15 protein-coding genes and 1 riboswitch are annotated in these 18,258 nt (G+C 66.8%); of the genes, 3 read left to right on the plus strand and 12 right to left on the minus strand.

Translation table 11 applies throughout. From position 1 onward, the window contains the following. Positions 1-11: 11 nt before the first annotated feature. Positions 12-836, minus strand: a complete 825-nt coding sequence (locus DBY63_RS19460) for an HDOD domain-containing protein (protein ID WP_161796604.1) — start codon at positions 834-836, stop codon at positions 12-14. Between the two features lie 220 nt (positions 837-1,056). Between DBY63_RS19460 and DBY63_RS19465 the strand changes: the two genes are divergently transcribed. After that, entirely contained in the window at positions 1,057-1,596 is a 540-nt protein-coding gene (locus DBY63_RS19465) for a type 1 glutamine amidotransferase domain-containing protein (RefSeq protein ID WP_007162094.1), read from the plus strand. Between the two features lie 331 nt (positions 1,597-1,927). Here the strand turns inward: DBY63_RS19465 and DBY63_RS19470 are convergent, their stop codons facing one another. From DBY63_RS19470 to DBY63_RS19505, 8 genes are all read right to left on the minus strand, one after another. Then, positions 1,928-2,518 carry an LON peptidase substrate-binding domain-containing protein gene (locus tag DBY63_RS19470; protein ID WP_007162095.1) on the minus strand — a complete coding sequence of 197 codons (591 nt, stop codon included), beginning with the start codon at positions 2,516-2,518 and terminating at the stop codon, positions 1,928-1,930. 88 nt (positions 2,519-2,606) lie between these two features. Then, positions 2,607-3,314, minus strand: coding sequence for an ABC-type transport auxiliary lipoprotein family protein (locus DBY63_RS19475; RefSeq protein WP_027600802.1), 708 nt, complete (start codon positions 3,312-3,314; stop codon positions 2,607-2,609). A gap of 85 nt (positions 3,315-3,399) precedes the next feature. After that, complete coding sequence (parC, locus tag DBY63_RS19480) at positions 3,400-5,652, minus strand: DNA topoisomerase IV subunit A (RefSeq protein ID WP_058792250.1); 2,253 nt, start codon at positions 5,650-5,652, stop codon at positions 3,400-3,402. Between the two features lie 154 nt (positions 5,653-5,806). Beyond that, on the minus strand, positions 5,807-7,705 hold the full coding sequence (gene parE / locus DBY63_RS19485; protein WP_007162098.1) for a DNA topoisomerase IV subunit B: 1,899 nt from the start codon (positions 7,703-7,705) through the stop codon (positions 5,807-5,809). A 7-nt stretch (positions 7,706-7,712) separates the two neighbouring features. Beyond that, positions 7,713-8,321 (minus strand): YqiA/YcfP family alpha/beta fold hydrolase, encoded by a 609-nt coding sequence (locus DBY63_RS19490; RefSeq protein WP_108582598.1) that lies wholly within the window; start codon positions 8,319-8,321, stop codon positions 7,713-7,715. Between the two features lie 93 nt (positions 8,322-8,414). Further along, positions 8,415-9,224 (minus strand): 3',5'-cyclic-AMP phosphodiesterase, encoded by an 810-nt coding sequence (gene cpdA / locus DBY63_RS19495; protein ID WP_169853375.1) that lies wholly within the window; start codon positions 9,222-9,224, stop codon positions 8,415-8,417. 136 nt (positions 9,225-9,360) lie between these two features. Next, positions 9,361-9,816: a DUF1249 domain-containing protein gene (locus DBY63_RS19500; RefSeq protein WP_007162101.1), complete on the minus strand. Its 456-nt coding sequence runs from the start codon at positions 9,814-9,816 to the stop codon at positions 9,361-9,363. Beyond that, positions 9,807-10,427 carry an NUDIX domain-containing protein gene (locus DBY63_RS19505; protein ID WP_044342438.1) on the minus strand — a complete coding sequence of 207 codons (621 nt, stop codon included), beginning with the start codon at positions 10,425-10,427 and terminating at the stop codon, positions 9,807-9,809. The genes DBY63_RS19500 and DBY63_RS19505 overlap by 10 nt, the downstream gene beginning before the upstream one ends. Positions 10,428-10,613: 186 nt before the next feature. On the opposite strand from DBY63_RS19505, the gene DBY63_RS19510 reads away from it, so the two are divergent. Beyond that, entirely contained in the window at positions 10,614-11,363 is a 750-nt protein-coding gene (locus DBY63_RS19510; protein ID WP_044342437.1) for an RsiV family protein, read from the plus strand. 466 nt (positions 11,364-11,829) lie between these two features. Here DBY63_RS19510 and cytX read toward each other — a convergent pair whose 3' ends face one another. Together cytX and thiC are read right to left on the minus strand one after the other, a co-directional pair. Beyond that, complete coding sequence (cytX, locus tag DBY63_RS19515; protein ID WP_108582599.1) at positions 11,830-13,092, minus strand: putative hydroxymethylpyrimidine transporter CytX; 1,263 nt, start codon at positions 13,090-13,092, stop codon at positions 11,830-11,832. Between the two features lie 216 nt (positions 13,093-13,308). Next, positions 13,309-15,186, minus strand: a complete 1,878-nt coding sequence (gene thiC, locus DBY63_RS19520; protein WP_027600242.1) for a phosphomethylpyrimidine synthase ThiC — start codon at positions 15,184-15,186, stop codon at positions 13,309-13,311. Positions 15,187-15,288: 102 nt separating this feature from the next. Beyond that, positions 15,289-15,415, minus strand: a riboswitch (TPP riboswitch). Positions 15,416-15,524: 109 nt separating this feature from the next. On the opposite strand from thiC, the gene DBY63_RS19525 reads away from it, so the two are divergent. Further along, on the plus strand, positions 15,525-17,027 hold the full coding sequence (locus tag DBY63_RS19525) for a TolC family outer membrane protein (protein ID WP_108582600.1): 1,503 nt from the start codon (positions 15,525-15,527) through the stop codon (positions 17,025-17,027). Here the strand turns inward: DBY63_RS19525 and waaA are convergent. After that, a complete protein-coding gene (gene waaA, locus DBY63_RS19530) occupies positions 16,973-18,238 on the minus strand; it encodes a lipid IV(A) 3-deoxy-D-manno-octulosonic acid transferase (protein ID WP_108582601.1) in 1,266 nt (421 codons plus the stop codon). The genes DBY63_RS19525 and waaA overlap by 55 nt on opposite strands. Positions 18,239-18,258: the final 20 nt, after the last annotated feature.

Raw genomic sequence — 18,258 nt, forward strand, 5'->3', positions numbered from 1 at the left:
TTGCGGGTGCCTTAGTAATTGATCCGACCGCTGCCCATTTCAAGGATGGTCTCCTTGAGCGACTCGAAGTCGTACTCGGACAGGCCGACGTGATCCAGCACCCGCGGGGCGATGGCCTGCCACTCGTGATCCTCGTCCTGGCCACCGAGGGCGCGATAGCAGCCGCAGATGTGTTCGGCCATCTTCAGCAGGGCCAGCAGATTCTTGATCTGGATGTCGGTGGTCGACTCCTCGTCAAAGACCGACTGGGCGTTGTGGTGGTTGGCGATGGCCTGGCCGACGTGCTCCGGCAGGCGCCAGGAGCGCGAGATGAAATAGCCCACCACGGCGTGGTTGGTGCTGAAGATGCGATTCTCCACGTCCACCACCCGTACCTGCTCGTTGACGCTGGCATAGGCCTCTTCCAGCACCGCCATGTAGTTGGGGAAGCGCTTGAGCATCAGCGGGATGCCGCAGTTGTGGAATAGACCCAGGGCGTAGGCCTCGTCCGGGGTCGGATAGCCGGTCTTCTTGGCCAGGCTCAGGCAGGTCTCGGCCACGTCCTGGGCGGTGTCCCAGAAGCGGTTGAGGATGACGATGGTCTCGTCGGTGAGCTCGCCCTTGATCGACTGGGCGTTGATCAGGTTGATGACCGACTGGCTGCCCAGCAGATTGACCGCCCGCTGGATCGAGGTGATGCGATTGCTGAGGCCGAAATACGGCGAGTTCACCAGCTTGAGCAGGGCACCCGAGAGCCCCGGGTCCTGGCCGATCAGGCGCGAGATGACCTTGAGATCGGGGCTGGGCATGAGCTGTTCGAGTTGCAGATCCACCATGATCTGCGGCTGCGGAGGAATGCTGATGCCTTGCAGGGCCTGACGGATCTGCTCCTCGGTCAGCTGAGGGGACGCTTGGGACATGGGGACTACTCTGCGATGGATGTCGCAAATTTACTCCGCACCGCCCGGCGATGCCATCGGGCGCGACGAAGGAACTTCGGGGAGGCAAAGCGGGACGGACTAGAGAGCGCTGGCAAAAGGCTAGCCCGACCGAATGTCCATCGAGGTATGCGCAACCATGGCTACATCCCTGAACGGCAAGAAAATCGCCATCCTGGTCACCGACGGCTTCGAGCAGGCCGAACTCACCGGCCCCAAGCAGGCGCTGGAGCAGGCCGGCGCCCAGACCCACATCATCTCCGCCGAGAACGGCGAGGTGCGCGGCTGGGACGGCACCGAGCCGGCCGACAGCTTTCCGGTGGACCTCACCTTCGCCGCGGCCAATGCCGGTGACTATGACGCCGTGCTGCTGCCCGGCGGCGTGGTCAACGCCGACACCATCCGCATCGACGAACAGGCCCAGCAGCTGACCAAGCAGATCGCCGACGCCGGCAAGCCGGTCGCCGTCATCTGCCACGGTGCCTGGCTGCTGATCTCCGCCGGCCTGGTGCAGGGCAAGACCATGACCAGTTGGCCGTCGCTGACCGACGACCTCAAGAATGCCGGCGCCACCTGGCAGGACCAGGAGGTCATCGTCGATGGCCAACTGGTGAGCAGCCGCAAGCCGGACGACATCCCGGCTTTCAATCGTGAGTTCATCAAGCTGCTGGCAGGCTGAGCCAGCAAGACTGGCACTTTGATCTCATAAGACTGAACTTATGGCAAAGTGCCAGGGTCTTATCCAGTGCCCCCAAAGCACTTTTAGCCCGCCCTGCCCGGCGGGCTTTCTTTTGCCTAGCGTTTGGCCCGGAGCCTGTTCAGAATCTTGCGAGCTAGAGCCAAACAAGGCCTAGGCGGCCCCGCAAAAACGCCTGAGGAAGCGGATCGGACCCGCGCCCGGGTTTACATAGGGTAAATGAGCATTGCGACGGGGCCGCCCAGGCGGGGCTGGCGATCCAGGGTGTTTTCAACGCGGTTTGGCCGACGCGCAGCAGATTATGAACAGGCTCTTAGGCCTGGAAATCACCTTGCAAATCCACCAGATGGCGCTCGATGTCGGCCAGGCGCTGACCCTGGTCGCTCAGGCCCAGCCATTCGAGCTTGAGGTGCGCCTCGAACGGCAGCAGATAGGCTAGCTGGCAACCCAGGGCCTGGCGGTCGGCGACTTCGCCCCCCATGTCCAGGCTGGCGACCATGGGGTGCTGGGCCAGGGCCACCAGCAGCGCCATCAGATCGGCGTCGCCATCGCGCAGCGGCTGGGGCTCGGTCTCCGGAAGCCACTCCACCTCCCCCACCACCAGATGATCGGGTTGCTCTTCCTGGCTCAGCAGGCGAAAGCGCCGTCCGCCTTCGATGCGGATACCCAGCAGGCCATTGCTCTGCTGCTGCCAGTCGCGGATCAGCGCCTCGCAGCCGTAGGCGCCCAGGCGATTTGGCGCGGCACCGGTCTCGCGGCCTTCGAGGATGGTCACCACGCCAAAGCTGCTGCCCTGCTTGAGGCAGCGGCCGAGCATGTCCAGGTAGCGGGCTTCGAACAGCTGCAGATCGAGGCGGCAGCCGGGAAACAGGGTGGTGTTGAGCGGAAACAGGGGCAGCGTCATGAAACCTCCAGGGCTTGAGGGTCCTGCTGGATAGAGCGTCGCGCGCCGCCGAAGGCTCCCGCGCGGCGACGCGCGGGAGCCTTGCGGATCAGAAGCGATAGACCTCGGCGCCGGTGCGGATGGGCACCACGGCCGGCAGCGTCGGCCGGGCCTGGGCCTCTTCCACGAGTTTCTTCGGTTCCTTGCGCGCCACTTCGCTGTCACGCCGGCCGCGCTGGGCGACCTTGGTGAGATCGGTGGCCAGCCGCGCCGACAGCTGTTGCAGCAATTCGCTCTGGGCGCGCACCTGGGCCGCGCGATCACCTGCATGACGAGCCTGCAGGTGGACCACCTCGGTGTCCAGCAGACGACCCTGGCCGTCGCGCAGTTGCCAGCTGGCGTCGAGGGCGGCAGGCGCCTGGTCACCGGCATCGAGGCGGGTCACCACCAGTTCCACCCGGTACTGCGGATCGAAGCCGGCGGGTTGTTCACCCACCACCACCCGACCACTGTTGAGGCGACCGGCGAGCTGGCGCTGCAGCAACTGGCGCACGTTGGCGTCGAGCGGCCCGGCCCAGTGATCGCGGGTGGTCTTGAGACTGCCGTCGGGCTGGCGTTCCAGCAGCACGTCGCGCTGCAGGTAGTCGGCCAGCTGCAGGTTTTCGATCCACACGGCAAGACCACGCTCGCTGCTCGCGGGCGTACGCGCATTGCCGCCATCGAGCTGATAGTAGTGGCTGGGGCCGAGGCTGGCACAGCCACCCAGGCCGGCCAGCAGGCCAACGAGCGCCAGCCTGGCGAGACACATCCGTTTCATCGAGGCTCTCTCTCGACGGGCGCCACGGCCCGACGAGTCCTGGTCGAAAAAATCCGGGCTATGCTAGCGGCTGACCGCGGGCGGCTCAAGTTTCCACCTGCAGCGAGTCCACCCGCTGGAAGCCCCGCGGCAACTTGTTGCCGCGCCGACCGCGCTCGGCCCGGTAGTGCTCCAGGTCGCTGCCCTTGAGGGTATAGGGCCGCTTGCCGGCCTGCAGCGTGAGGGAGGCGCCGGCCGGCACCACGGCCAGATCGACCACGTATTCCTCGCGCTTGGCGACCCGCTCGCCAGGGATGGAAATCAGCTTGTTGCCCTTGCCCTTGGCCAGTTGCGGCAGTTCGCTGATGGCGAACACCAGCAGGCGACCCTCGTTGGTGACCACCGCGATAGAGGTGTCCTCCAGGGACGCCACCGGCTTGGGCGGCAGCACCTTGGCACCGTTGGGCAGGCTGATCAGCGCCTTGCCGGCCTTGTTCTTGGCCTGCAGGTCCTCACCCTTGACCACGAAGCCGTAGCCGGCGTCCGAGGCCATGACATAGAGACCGCTGTCGTCCGGCAGCAGCAGGCATTCGAAGCTGGCGCCCGGCGGCGGCGTCAGGCGGCCGGTCAGGGGCTCGCCCTGGCCACGCGCCGACGGCAGCGAATGGGCGGCCACCGAATAGCTGCGCCCGGTGGAATCGATGAACACGGCGAACTGGTTGGAGCGACCCAGGGCCGCCGCCTTGAAGCCGTCGCCGGCCTTGTAGGACAGCCCGGTCGGATCGACGTCGTGGCCCTTGGCCTGGCGCACCCAGCCCTTCTCGGACAGCACCACGGTCACCGGCTCGGTGGGCATGAGCTCGGTTTCGGACAGGGCCTTGGCTTCGGCACGCTCGACGATGGGCGAGCGACGCGCGTCGCCATAGGTCTCGGCGTCCTTGATCAGTTCGTCGCGGACCAGGTTGCGCAGCTTCTTGTCGCTGCCCAGCAGGGTCTGCAGGCGCTTCTGCTCCTTGAGCAGCTCGGCCTGTTCGCCACGGATCTTCATCTCTTCCAGCCGCGCCAGCTGGCGCAGCCGGGTTTCCAGGATGTAGTCGGCCTGTTCCTCGGAGAGCTCGAAGCGGGCCATCAGCGCCTGCTTGGGATGCTCCTCGGTGCGGATGATGTGGATCACCTCGTCCAGGTTGAGGAAGGCGACCAGCAGGCCATCCAGCAGGTGCAGGCGGCGATTGACCTTGTCCAGGCGGAACTGCAGGCGACGGCGCACGGTGCCGATGCGATAGATCAGCCACTCCTGGAGGATCTGCCGGAGATCCTTGACCTGGGGCTTGCCGTCCAGACCGATGACGTTGAGGTTGACCCGGTAGCTGGACTCCAGATCGGTGGTGGCGAACAGGTGCTGCATCAGCTCGTCGGCATCGATGCGATTGGAGCGCGGCACGATGACGATGCGGGTCGGATTCTCATGGTCCGACTCGTCGCGCAGGTCGGCCACCATGGGCAGCTTCTTGGCCTGCATCTGGGCGGCGATCTGCTCCAGCACCTTGGAACCGGAGACCTGGTGCGGCAGCGCGGTGATGACCACGTCGCCGTCCTCGCGGCGGTAGACGGCGCGCATGCGCACCGAGCCGCGACCGGTCTCGTAGATCTTGCGCAGGTCGGCCCGCGGCGTGACGATCTCGGCCTCGGTGGGGAAGTCCGGACCGGGCACGTGTTCGAGCAGCTCGGGAATCCCGGCGATGGGGTCGTCCAGCAGGCGCACGCAGGCGGCGGCCACCTCGCGCAGGTTGTGCGGCGGGATGTCGGTGGCCATGCCCACGGCGATGCCGGTGGTGCCGTTGAGCAGCAGATTGGGCAGGCGTGCCGGCAGCACCGCCGGCTCGTTCAGGGTGCCGTCGAAGTTGGGTACCCAGTCCACGGTGCCCTGCCCCAGTTCGCTGAGCAGCACCTCGGAATAGCGCGACAGCCGCGCCTCGGTATAGCGCATGGCGGCAAAGGACTTGGGATCGTCCGGCGCGCCCCAGTTGCCCTGGCCATCCACCAGCGGATAGCGATAGGAAAACGGCTGGGCCATGAGCACCATGGCTTCGTAGCAGGCCGAGTCGCCGTGGGGGTGGTATTTACCGAGGACGTCGCCCACGGTACGGGCGGACTTCTTGTGCTTGGCGTCGGCGTCCAGGCCCAGTTCGCTCATGGCATAGACGATGCGGCGCTGGACCGGCTTGAGGCCGTCGCCGATGTGCGGCAGGGCGCGGTCCATGATGACGTACATGGAGTAGTTCAGGTACGCCTGCTCGGTGAAGTCGGCCAGCGAACGGCGTTCGACGCCATCCAGGCTCAGGTCGAGGGGTGCACTCATGGGAATCCTTTGGTGTTACGTCTTTGATCGGGGTGTCGTGTCCATCGCGGCCGTGGCGGTCCGCCGAAGCGGCCGCTCCTACAGGGGCGATGGAGACCGTAGGAGCGGTCGCTGCGGCTAACCGCCATGGCCGCGATAAGCACAGCCAACATATTTAGATCAGCACTTCGGCGCGGTCGCCCTTGGATTCCAGCCAGCTCTTGCGGTCGCCGGATCGCTTCTTGGCCAGCAGCATGTCCATCATCTCGAGGGTGCCGGGCACGTCTTCGAGGGTCAGCTGTACCAGGCGGCGGGTATTGGGATCCATGGTGGTCTCGCGCAGCTGCAGCGGATTCATCTCGCCAAGGCCCTTGAAGCGGGTCACCTGGGGCTTGCCGCGCTTCTTCTCCGCGGCCAGGCGATCGAGGATGCCGTCGCGCTCGGCTTCGTCGAGGGCGTAGTGCACCTCCTTGCCGAGGTCGATGCGGTACAGCGGCGGCATGGCCACATAGACGTGACCGGCATCCACCAGGGGCCGGAAGTGCTGCACGAACAGGGCGCACAGCAGGGTGGCGATGTGCAGGCCGTCGGAGTCGGCATCGGCGAGGATGCAGATCTTGCCGTATCTCAGGCCGCTCAGGTCGGCGCTGCCCGGATCGATGCCGATGGCCACGGCGATGTCGTGCACCTCCTGGCTGCCCAGCACCTCGCTGCCGTCCACTTCCCAGGTGTTCAGGATCTTGCCGCGCAGCGGCATGATGGCCTGGAATTCCTTGCTGCGCGCCTGCTTGGCGCTGCCGCCGGCGGAGTCGCCCTCCACCAGGAACAGCTCGGAGCGCATCGGGTCCTGGCCGGCGCAATCGGCCAGCTTGCCAGGCAGCGCCGGGCCTTGGGTGATCTTCTTGCGCTCGACCTTCTTGCCCGCCTTGAGGCGGCGGCCGGCGTTGTTGATGGCCAGCTCGGCGATCTGCTGACCCAGTTCCGGATGGGCATTGAGCCAGAGGCTGAAGGCGTCCTTGACCACCCCGGCGACAAAGGCCGCGGCCTCGCGGGAGGACAGTCTCTCCTTGGTCTGGCCGGAGAACTGCGGCTCCTGCATCTTCATCGAGAGGACGAAGGCGATGCGCTCCCAGACGTCTTCCGGGGCCAGCTTGAGGCCGCGCGGCAAGAGGTTGCGGAATTCGCAGAATTCACGGATGGCGTCCAGCAGGCCCTGGCGCAGGCCGTTCACATGGGTGCCGCCCTGGGCGGTGGGAATCAGGTTGACGTAGCTTTCCTGCACCGACTCGCCGCCCTCGGGCAGCCAGAACAGCGCCCAGTCCACCGCTTCCCGGGCCGAAGCCAGGCTGCCGTGGAAGGGCGCCTCGGGCAGCCGCAGGGCGTCGCCCACGGTGTCGATCAGATAGGATCTCAGCCCGTCTTCGTAATGCCATTCGCTGCGCTCGCCGCTCGCTTCGTCGAAGAAGCTCACCGCCAGGCCCGGGCAGAGCACCGCCTTGGCCTTGAGCACGTGCTTGAGGCGGCTGACGGAGAACTTGGGCGAATCGAAGTACTTGGGGTCCGGCCAGAAGTGCACGCTGGTGCCGGTATTGCGCTTGCCGACGCTGCCGACCACGGCCAGTTCGCTGGCCTTGAAGCCGTCGGCGAAGGCCATGGCGTATTCGTTGCCCTCGCGCTTGACGCGCACCTCGACGCGGGTCGACAGGGCGTTCACCACCGAGATGCCCACGCCGTGCAGGCCGCCGGAGAACTGGTAGTTCTTGTTGGAGAACTTGCCGCCGGCGTGCAGCTTGGTCAGGATCAGCTCGACGCCGGAGACGCCCTCTTCCGGATGGATGTCCACCGGCATGCCGCGACCGTCGTCGATCACCTCGAGGGAGTTGTCGGCGTGCAGGATCACCTGCACCTGGCGCGCATGACCGGCCAGGGCCTCGTCCACGCTGTTGTCGATGACTTCCTGGGCCAGGTGGTTGGGCCGGGAGGTGTCGGTGTACATGCCAGGGCGCTTGCGCACCGGATCGAGTCCGGAGAGGACTTCGATGGCGTCGGCGTTATAGGCGTTCTGCGTGGCCATGGGGTCTCTATTCGAAGGTGTTGAAATCCAGCTCGCGCCAGAGCGCCGGGTCGAAGCCGGCCAGCTCCAGCAACAGAGGCAGCTGGCGATGGAAGCCCTGGAAGCCGTGGTCGCCGCCCTGCTCGATGCGCAGGGTGCAGGCGCCGTAGTAGCGCTCGGCGTCCCGGTAGTCGAGGGTCTCGTCGCCGGTCTGCAGCCAGACGTGGAAGCGCTCGGGATCCGCCGGCGCCGCGACTTCCTGCGCCCGCATGGCCTCGACGTGGGCCTCGGTGAGGATCCAGCTCTCGCCGGTATGGTGATTGCGCTGGGGGCCCAGGTAATGCTCCATGAAGCGCCAGGGCCGGACCGCCGGATTGATCAGCACGGCCTTGAGCCCGTGGCGCTCGGCCAGGACGGTGGCATAGTAGCCGCCCAGGGAGCTGCCGACCAGCAAGGGGGCGTCCAGCTCGGCCAGTTCGCGCTCCAGGAGGGCGAAGGCGGCGTCGGCATCGTTGGGCAGCGCCGGGGCGCGCAGGCGGTCCGCCAGGCCCAGGCGGGTCATGCAGGCGGTCAGCTGCCGCGCCTTCAGGGACGCGGGTGAGCTGTTGAAGCCATGGACATAGAGGATCGACGGCATCGGGCCGCTCCTACTGGATAAATAAACAGGTAAAGAATAACCCGTTTCGACCCTCGCGACCAAGGCAGCCGACCGGCGTCAGCCCCGACAGCCCTAGTAGCCCGCGGCGCTGTGATCCACAGTGAAGGCATGCTGTTGCAGGCGCGAGACACCGGTTTCCAGGTTGCCGTCGGGCAGCAGGCGTAACCAGCGATAGCCCGGGGCCTGATCGCCGGCCTTGAAGTCCTCGCTGCCCGGCTCGAATTGCAGACCGGTGGAAGGCGAGGCCAGCAGGCGCACGCCGTTGCGCAGCTGGTCGAACTCCTGGTGGATATGCCCCCAGAGCACCACCTTGACCTGGGGATGGCGATCCAGCACGGCAAACAGCTCGTCCGCCCGGTGCAGGCCCAGGGGCTCCATCCAGCCACAGCCAACCGGGACCGGATGATGGTGCAGGCAGATCAGCGCCGGACGCTCGGGCGCGGCGCTCAGGGCCTCGTCCAGGGCGACCAGCTGCGCCTGCTCCAGTTCGCCGAACACGCAACCGCGCACGGTGCTGTCGAGCAGGATGAGGCGCCAGGCGCCCAGGTCGGTGACCGTCTCGAGGAAATCGCGATCACCACAGGCCTTGGCCATGGGCGCGTTCTCGTCGTGGTTGCCGGCCAGCCAGCGCATCGGCGCGGCCAGGGGCTCGGTCAGCTCGCAAAAGCGCTGGTAGGAGGCCACGGAGCCGTCCTGGGAGAGGTCACCGCTGGCCAGCAGCAGATCGATGCGTGGCTGCTCCCGCACCACCTGGGCGACCACCTGTTGCAGGCTGGCGGCCGTATCGATACCCAACAACCGACCGTTGGCACGCGCAAACAGATGACTGTCGGTCAATTGGATGACGAGGGGAGCGTTGACACTATCCGGCAAACTCACCAAAGCCTCCTAGGCATAAGGGGACAACGAGCGCAGGCAGGGTGCAGAAAAGTTCCCGGGAACTTGCGTGCATGCTTCACATTTTCGCAGCTTGCACCGCGTGAGGGAAGCCGCGGCTGTCAGCGTTGCGCCCTAGTGCTCATCGCTGCAGGATAGGTTCAGCTTCGTGGCCACAGGCCAGGCAGTGACTCAGCCACTCACCGAGGAACAGATTGAGCTGGCTCTTTTCGTCAGGCTGATGCATCGCCTGATTGGGATAGGGATAGCGCCCGAGCAGGTGCCGAGAGGCCCCGGCCGACACCACTTCCGCCATCCGCGCATCGTGATAGACGCGCACTTCCAGTTCGGGCACCGGCAACCAGGGCAGTCCCAGTTCCTGGCGCACCCGCAAGGCCGTCGTATAGGGACAGGCCTCGGTGACTTCCAGCGCGAGCACCCCCAGCGGGCGCTCGCCTTGCGACAACATGACGCGGCGCGATACCACGGCTTCGCGCATCTTGGGCAGAAGCCGCATCAGCCGCACGTAGTTGGCCTCGCACGTGGCCTGCAGGCCCGGCAGGTCAACCCGATAGCGATCTCGCAGTTTCAGCCCCATAACCCCCGTACCTCGGCGCGATTGAGCGCCAACCATTGCAGGGCGATGATTGCCGCTGCGTTATTGATTCGACCGTCACGAACCCCTGCCAGTGCCTCGTCCAGCGACCAGACATGGACGCGAATGTCCTCGCCCTCCTCTTCCAGGCCATGGACGCCACCGGCGTCCACGGTGCTGCAGCGACCCAGGTAGAGATAGACCTGTTCGTCACTGCCGCCGGGCGAGGGGAAGTAGGTGGAGATGGGCCAGAGCGATTGCAAGGTCAGCCCGGCTTCTTCCTCGGCTTCCCGATGAGCGACCGCCTCGACGGCCTCGCCCTGCTTGTCCACCAAGCCCGCCACCGGCTCAAGCAGCCAGGGATGAGCGGTCTTTTCCATGACGCCGACGCGAAACTGCTCGATCAGCACCACCTCGTCGCGCACGGCGTCGTAGGGCAGCACGCAGACGGCATCGGGACGCACGAAGACCTCGCGTTCCAGTTCCGGGCCCAGGGCACCGGAGAACTGGCGATGGCGCAGCCGGAAGCGGGCCATGCGGTAGAAGCCCTGGAAGCAGATCTCGCGGCTCAGGATTTCAACGGCGGGCGCCTGGGATTCGTTGGCTTCGGTCATGGGCGCTCCAGCGCTGATTGCAGGTAATCAGATCATCCTAGCGTGCCGCCTGCGTGCGTGCAGCCCCTGACGCGCCAAGTCGCGAAAAGGACAACAAGCCGGGAAACCTCCGCCCGCCCCTGGCAAACTTATGGGGCCAGACGGGTTCGAAAGCCGTCGTTCTCCGTTTCCATGACAAGGAATCCCATGCGTATCCGCTCGCTCCTCCTGCTCGCCGGCCTGTTGCTCGGTGGTTGCCAAAGCGTCTTCGGCCCCAACCTCGACAAACCCCTCACGCCTCGCCACCAGGCCTGGGAGCACCGCCCGGCCGGTTGCCAGGGCGAAGACTGCCCGCTGATCAACATCGACTACGTGGAATTCGGCGACCCGGCGCTGGACACCCTGGTGCAGCGGCACCTGCTGGGCCTGGCCCGCGCCGAGCCGGGCGCGCCCATCCCCGCTTCGCTGGAGAGCTACGAGCGGGATTTCCTCGCCAAGGCCCAGCCGCGCTGGAGCAGCTATCTGCAGGCCAAGGTGCGTGAGCAGCATGACGGCCTGGTGATCATCGAATTCTCCAGCTACCTGGCCAACGGCGGTGCCCATGGCCTGGCCGGCCGCGACTTCGTCACCTGGGATCGCCATCTCGACCGGCAGATCACCCTGGGCGACATGTTGGTGCCGGGGCAGGAAGCCGAATTCTGGCGCCTGGCGCAGCTCTCCCGTGAGGCCTGGATGCTCAGCAACAACGTCGGCGATGCCGAATTCCGCCAGCAGTGGCCCTTCCTCAAGACCAACAACGTGGCCCTGGATTTCGGCGCCCTGACGCTCAAGTACGACATCGGCAGCATCGCCCCCTACGCCATGGGCCATCCGGAACTGAAGATCCCCTATCCCAAGCTCAATGGCATCCTCAAGGGCGAGTACTTCCCGGGCCGGGGCAAGGCGCGGCAGCCGTAGGACCTGGTCAACAGAAATCATCTGCCGTAATTGGGTTTGATCGCGGCCATGGGCCGCTCCTACAGCGGACTCAATCTTCTGTAGGAGCGGCCCATGGCCGCGATACCCCCACCCCAACCCTCCCCCGCAAGCGGGAGAGGGGGCAGTTAGCCGTAGGTTGGGTTGAGCGCAGCGAAGCCCGATAGATCCAGCTCAGTCGTAGGGTGGATGACGGCGCAGCCTTATCCACGCGTGCCGACTTGCCCCCACCCCAACCCTCCCCCGCAAGCGGGAGAGGGGGCAGTTAGGCGTAGGCTGGGTTGAGCGCAGCGAAGCCCGACAGATCCGACTCAGCCGTAGGGTGGATGACAGCGCAGCCTCATCCACGCGTGCCGGCTTGCCCCCACCCCAACCCTCCCCCGCAAGCGGGAGAGGGGGCAGTTAGGCGTAGGTTGGTTTGAGCGCAGCGAAGCCCAACGGCCGGACGCTAAACTCGTTTCAATCCCAACAGCGCCTGCGCAGTCCCCGCCACCACGATGGCCGGCAGGGTCGCGCCCCAGGCCGGGAGCAGGGTCGGCAACAGATGGTAGACGGCCACGCCCAGGGCCCAGGCGATCAGGGACTCCAGGCGCAGCGCCCGTACCCGCTGCGGAGCCTTGCGGCGGCGCAGCAGGAAGTGATCCACCAGCACTACGCCGAACAGAGGGGCGAACACCGAACCGATCAGCAGCAGGAAGTGTTCGTACTGGGCCAGGGGTACCAGCAGCGCCAGCAGGGTGCAGAGGATGCCGATGGCCAGGGTCAGCTGCCAGATCTTCACCTGGGCCAGGAAACCCGTGGCCACCGCCGCCGAGTGATAGGCGGCGAAGGCGTTTTCCGACTCGTCCAGCAGGATCAGCAACAGCGGCAGGCCGAGACCGGCCACGGCCAGGGCGCGCAGCAGGGCGTCGGCTTCACCGCCGCTGGCAAAGGCCAGGGTATAGGCGAAGCCCAAGCCCATGAGCCAGAGGTTGCCGCAGAAATAGCCCAGCATGACGCCGCGCCCGGCGCTGCGGCCGGTGCGGGCGAAGCGGGTGTAGTCGGCGATCACCGGCAACCAGGACAGCGGCATGGCCACCACCAGGTCGAAGCCCAGGGCCTGGCTCAGGGAGCCGTCGCCCGGGCGCTGCCAGAGCGCGGCCAGGTCGGCGCGCAGGAACAGGTCCAGGGTCAGCCAGGTGCAGGCGCCCAGCAGCAGCCAGATACCCCAGCGACTGAGAAAGCGGCGGACGAAGGTCAGCGGACCGGCCACCGCCAGGGCCGTGGCCAGGGCGCCGAAGACCAGGGTCCAGAGCATCGGCGAGGCCCAACCCTGCAGGCCCCAGCTGCCCAGCAGCACGCTGGCCGCCTCGCGCATCACCACCAGTTCGAAGGCGCCCCAGCCGATCAGCTGGGTGATGTTGAGCACCGCCGGCAACAGCGCGCCGCGCTGGCCGAGACTCTGGCCCAAGGCGGTCATGCCGGCCAGGCCGGTGTCGCTGCCTACCAGGCCGGCAGCGGCCAGCAGCAGCACCCCGACCGCGGTGCCGAGCACCAGCACCAGCAGGCCATCGGCCAGGCCCAGTCCGGGCGCCAGCAGCGCGCCGGCCTGGGCCACCATCAGGCCGATGCCGAGGGAGAACCAGAGGGTGAAGAGGTCGCGTCCGCCAAGGATACGGCGGTCCGCCGGAACGGGGACGGTAGGGGTATAGAGGCCGGGGGCCTGGGCCATGATGGGTCTCGTGGATAAGGGGTTGAGGACGCCCAACGTCGTTGGTCGGCGCTGGGCATTGTTGGGCTTCGCTAGGCTCAGCGCCAATCTACGGAAACAGGGTGCTGGCCTAGCAGACGTAGGTTGGGCTGAGACAGCTCCACCGTCGAAGCCCAACAGTGCGGGATCAATCTGGGCATTGTTGGGCTTCGCTGCGCTCAGCCCAACCTACGATTTTCAGACCTGCTTGTAGATCACGCCGCCTTCATCCTTGAAGCGCGCCGCCTGTTCCTGGAAGCCGGCCTCGATGGCCTTCTGCTCGTCGGTCAGGCCGTTTTCCTTGGCGTAGTCGCGGACCTCCTGGGTGATCTTCATGGAGCAGAACTTGGGCCCGCACATGGAGCAGAAGTGCGCCACCTTGGCCGAGTCCTTGGGCAGGGTCTCGTCGTGGAAGGCGCGCGCCGTGTCCGGGTCCAGGCCCAGGTTGAACTGGTCTTCCCAGCGGAATTCGAAACGCGCCTTGGACAGGGCATTGTCGCGGATCTGGGCGCCGGGATGCCCCTTGGCGAGGTCGGCGGCATGGGCGGCGATCTTGTAGGTGATGATGCCGGTCTTGACGTCGTCCTTGTTGGGCAGGCCAAGGTGTTCCTTGGGCGTCACGTAGCAGAGCATGGCGCAACCGAACCAGCCGATCATGGCGGCGCCGATGCCGCTGGTGATGTGGTCGTAGCCGGGGGCGATGTCGGTGGTCAGCGGGCCGAGGGTATAGAACGGCGCCTCGTCGCAGCACTCCAGCTGCTTGTCCATGTTTTCCTTGATCAGCTGCATGGGCACGTGGCCGGGGCCTTCGATCATGGTCTGGACGTCGTGCTTCCAGGCGATCTTGGTCAGCTCGCCGAGGGTTTCCAGCTCGCCGAACTGGGCGGCGTCGTTGGCGTCGGCGATGGAGCCCGGGCGCAGGCCATCACCCAGGGAGAAGCTCACGTCGTAGGCCTGCATGATCTCGCAGATGTCTTCGAAGTGGGTGTAGAGGAAGTTTTCCTTGTGGTGCGCCAGGCACCACTTGGCCATGATGGAACCGCCGCGGGAGACGATGCCGGTGACGCGCTTGGCGGTCAGGGGCACGTAGTGCAGGCGCACCCCGGCGTGGATGGTGAAGTAGTCCACGCCCTGCTCCGCCTGCTCGATGAGGGTGTCGCGGAACAGCTCCCAGGTCAGTTCCTCGGCGACGCCGCCGACCTTTTCCAGGGCCTGGTAGATGGGCACGGTGCCAATGGGGACCGGCGAGTTGCGGATGATCCACTCGCGGGTCTCGTGGATGTGCTTGCCGGTGGACAGGTCCATCACGGTGTCGGCGCCCCAGCGGATGCCCCAGGTCAGCTTTTCCACCTCTTCCTCGATGGAAGAGCCCAGGGCACTGTTGCCGATGTTGCCGTTGATCTTCACCAGGAAGTTGCGGCCGATGATCATCGGCTCCAGCTCCAGGTGGTTGATGTTGGCCGGGATGATGGCGCGACCACGGGCTACCTCGTCGCGGACGAACTCCGGGGTGATCTCCTGGGGAATGCTGGCGCCGAAACTCTGGCCACGGTGCTGGTTGCCGAGCAGACCGGCGGCGCGGGCTTCCTGCAGCTTCATGTTCTCGCGGATGGCGATGTATTCCATCTCCGGGGTGACGATGCCCTGGCGGGCATAGTGCATTTGGGAGACGTTGCGCCCGGCCTTGGCCCGCCGCGGCTGGCGCGCCAGGTCGAATCTCAGGGCGGCGAGACTCGGATCGGCCAGGCGCGCCTGGCCGAACTCGGAAGAGAGCCCGGCCAGCAGTTCGGTGTCGCCACGCTCTTCGATCCAGCGCGAACGCACGTCCGGCAGGCCCTTGCGCAGGTCGATGCGCGCCGCCGGGTCGGTGTAGGGACCGGAGGTGTCGTAGACGAATACCGGGGCGTTCTGTTCGCCGCCGAAAGCGGTGGGGGTGTCGGCCAGGGAAATTTCCCGCACCGGCACGCGGATGTCGGGTCGCGAGCCGGTCAGATAGACCTTGCGCGAATTGGGCAGCGGCTGGGTGGACTGGCGGTCGACGCGGGTGAAATCGGTGACGTTGTTCTGCTTGTTCATCGAGGCTCTCCTGGTGGGCGCGTTGCCGAGGGAAGAACCTGGACGAAGGGTGGGCACGCGAGAAGAGGCAAGCCCGGACGGATGGCGACCACGGAATAAGGCTGCGGACGCCCTCTTGTTCCCTACGCAGGTTGACGCACCGCCATGCGGCGCGCCTAGCCTGATCAGGTTCAACGGGATCCGGGACTACCCGATCTCAGCGCCTCGTAGCGCACCCCGACAAGAACGCGGCCAGTGTAAACCCAGAGCGGCAGAAACTTCGACCGCTATTTCCTCTCCTATGGCGGATTCGGACGAAGCCACTACACTGGCGCGGTCCCTCAAGGAAGGCTCCCAGAATGCGAAGATTCCTGCTGCTCGCGGCGCTCTGCAGCTCGGCCGGCCTGGCCCAGGCCCAGACCCAGGTCGCCGGCAATGGCCTGCTCGACGTCTACCGCGAGGCGCTGGACAACAACGCCGATCTCGCCGCCGAACGCGCCGGCCTCGGCGCCCAGCGCGAGGCGGTGCCCCAGGCGCGCGCCGGCCTGCTGCCGCAGATCGGGCTCGGCGCCCAGTTCAACGACACCCATACCAGTCTGCAACTCAAGGACAATGCGGCGCTGGGCGTCCAGGGTGGTCGCTACAGCAGCGATCGCAGCAGCCAGCTGATCCAGGCCACCCTCAGCCAGCCGCTGTTCCGCGCCGATCGCTGGTTCCAGCTCAAGGCTGCCCAGGCCGCCACCGAGCAGGCCGAGCTGCAATTCTCCGCCGCCCAGCAGCAACTCATCCTGCAGACCGCCGAGGGCTATTTCAGCGCCCTGCGTGCCCAGGACGCCCTGGCCACCGCCCGCGCCGAGGAAAAGGCGCTGTACCGCCAGTTGGACCAGTCCCGCGAGCGCTACAAGGTCGGCCTGACCGACGACACCGACGTGCTCCAGGCCCAGGCCAGCTTCGACAACGCCCAGGCCAACCGCTCCCAGAGCGAGCAGCAGGTGGCCGACGCCTTCCAGGCCCTGACCCGGCTGACCGATCGCGACTACGGCAGCATCGCCGGCATCCGCCACGACCTGCCGATCCTGCCGCCACAGCCCAACGATGCGCGGCTGTGGGTGGACACCGCCATGCGCCAGAATCTGCAGCTGCTGGCCGCCGGCCAGGGCGTCAACGCCGCCCAGGAGACCCTGCGCCAGCGCCGCGCCGGACACCTGCCGACGGTGGATGCGGTGGCGCGCTACAGCCACAGCGACAACGACGCGGTGAATCTGCCCAACGCCGAGCAGCTATCCCTGTTCGGCAGCCCGGTCAACAGCCGCAGCATCGGCATCCAGGTGGAGCTGCCGCTGTACAGCGGTGGGGCCACCAGCTCCCAGGCGCGCCAGGCCTACCAGCAGCTCGACCAGAGCGAACAGCGCCAGGAGAGTCTGCGCCGCCAGGTGGTGCAGAACACCCGTAACGCCCACCGGGCGATCAATACCGACATCGAGCAGGTGCGCGCCCGCCGGCTGTCCATCGCCTCCAGCCAGCGCGCCTTGAGAGCCACCGAGATCGCCTACCAGGTGGGCAGCCGCACCATCGTCGACGTGCTCGACGCCCAGCGGTTGCTGTACAACGCCGTGCGCCAGTACAACGACGCCCGCTACAACTACATCCTGGACACTCTGAGGCTCAAGCAGGCGGCCGGCACCCTGGCGCCCAACGACCTGCTGGCGCTGTCCGGCTATCTCGATCCCCACTACGACCCGGATCGCGACTTCCTGCCGCCGGACCTGGCCAAGACCCGCGCCGACGTCCTGCCGGCGCGCTCGGCTCAGGGGGTGAGCAACCTGTCCAGTCCGGAGAGCAGTCGCTCCAGCGCGCCCTGATTGGCGGCCAGGACCGCCAGGCCCGCCTGCTGGCGTCGCGCGGCTTCCGCCGGCTCGGCCCAGAGCCGGGCCACGGCGGTGGCGATGGCCGAGGCCTCTGCCACGGTTTCCAGAGCACCGGCATCGCGCAGCTGGGCGACGATGTCGAGAAAGTTGAACACGTGGGGACCGCTGAGCACCGGCACACCGAGGGCAGCCGGCTCCAGCGGATTGTGACCGCCCCGCTCGATCAGGCTGCCGCCGACGAAGGCGACATCGGCCAGGGCGTAGAGAAACAGCAATTCGCCCATGGTGTCGCCCAGCAGCACCTGGGTCTGCGGCTGCACCGCCTCTCCCGTCGAGCGCTGCACCACGCCGAAACCTTCACGACGCACCTCGGCCAATACCTCGGGAAAGCGCTCGGGATGGCGCGGCACCAGGATCAGTAGCGCATCGGGGTGTGCGGCCAGCAGCTGGCGATGGGCCTGGAGCAGGATCCCGTCTTCGCCGGCATGGGTGCTGGCGGCGATCCATACCGGGCGCTGGCCCCAGCCCTGGCGCAGCGCAGCGGCGCGGACCGGCAGCGCGGGATCGATGCGCAGGTCGAACTTGATGGAACCGGTCACCGTGACCCGCTCGGCGCGGGCGCCGAGGGCCCGGAAGCGTTCGGCCTCCACCGGCGTCTGTACCGCCAGCCAGGCCAGTTCCGCCAGCATCGGCCCCGTTACCCCACCCAGCTTTCCGTAGCCACGAGCCGAGCGCTCGGACAGCCGGCCATTGGCCAGGGCGATGGGAATATCGCGGCGCGCCGCCTGGTGGATGAGGTTGGGCCAGAGCTCGGTCTCCATCACCACCCCCAGACTGGGCCCGAGCCGGTCGAGGAAACGCCCGGCCAGCCAGGGCAGGTCGTAGGGCAGGTAGCAATGCTGGACGTCATCACCGAACAGGGCGCGGATGCGCTCCGAGCCGGTGGGCGTCATGCAGGTCACAATGATCGGCAGGTCGGGATGCCGCTGGCGCAGGGCGCGAATCACCGGCGCGGCGGCGATGCTCTCCCCCACCGACACCGCGTGTACCCAGATGCCGCCGGGCGACACCTCAGGCAAGCCCAGCGCCAGGCGTTCGCCGATGCGCTGCCGATAGGCGGGGGCCTTGCGGCCGCGCCAGAGCAGGCGCAGCAGGATGAAGGGCAAGGCCAGGGTGAAGATCAGGCTATAGAGGGTACGATTCATGGCGGCAGAGCTTAATGAAG

Origin of the sequence: Pseudomonas sp. RIT411 (assembly GCF_003057735.2) — a bacterium.
GTDB classification, from domain to species: Bacteria; Pseudomonadota; Gammaproteobacteria; order Pseudomonadales; family Pseudomonadaceae; genus Chryseomonas; species Chryseomonas oryzihabitans.

Excerpts from the sequence above, each read along its gene's own strand:
- DBY63_RS19465 (WP_007162094.1), top strand. The coding sequence starts at position 1,057 with ATGGCTACATCCCTGAACGGCAAGAAAATCGCCATCCTGGTCACCGAC.
- DBY63_RS19470 (WP_007162095.1), bottom strand. The coding sequence starts at position 2,518 with ATGACGCTGCCCCTGTTTCCGCTCAACACCACCCTGTTTCCCGGCTGC.
- DBY63_RS19475 (WP_027600802.1), bottom strand. The coding sequence starts at position 3,314 with ATGAAACGGATGTGTCTCGCCAGGCTGGCGCTCGTTGGCCTGCTGGCC.
- parC (WP_058792250.1), bottom strand. The coding sequence starts at position 5,652 with ATGAGTGCACCCCTCGACCTGAGCCTGGATGGCGTCGAACGCCGTTCG.
- parE (WP_007162098.1), bottom strand. The coding sequence starts at position 7,705 with ATGGCCACGCAGAACGCCTATAACGCCGACGCCATCGAAGTCCTCTCC.
- DBY63_RS19490 (WP_108582598.1), bottom strand. The coding sequence starts at position 8,321 with ATGCCGTCGATCCTCTATGTCCATGGCTTCAACAGCTCACCCGCGTCC.
- DBY63_RS19500 (WP_007162101.1), bottom strand. The coding sequence starts at position 9,816 with ATGGGGCTGAAACTGCGAGATCGCTATCGGGTTGACCTGCCGGGCCTG.
- DBY63_RS19505 (WP_044342438.1), bottom strand. The coding sequence starts at position 10,427 with ATGACCGAAGCCAACGAATCCCAGGCGCCCGCCGTTGAAATCCTGAGC.
- DBY63_RS19510 (WP_044342437.1), top strand. The coding sequence starts at position 10,614 with ATGCGTATCCGCTCGCTCCTCCTGCTCGCCGGCCTGTTGCTCGGTGGT.
- cytX (WP_108582599.1), bottom strand. The coding sequence starts at position 13,092 with ATGGCCCAGGCCCCCGGCCTCTATACCCCTACCGTCCCCGTTCCGGCG.
- thiC (WP_027600242.1), bottom strand. The coding sequence starts at position 15,186 with ATGAACAAGCAGAACAACGTCACCGATTTCACCCGCGTCGACCGCCAG.
- DBY63_RS19525 (WP_108582600.1), top strand. The coding sequence starts at position 15,525 with ATGCGAAGATTCCTGCTGCTCGCGGCGCTCTGCAGCTCGGCCGGCCTG.
- waaA (WP_108582601.1), bottom strand. The coding sequence starts at position 18,238 with ATGAATCGTACCCTCTATAGCCTGATCTTCACCCTGGCCTTGCCCTTC.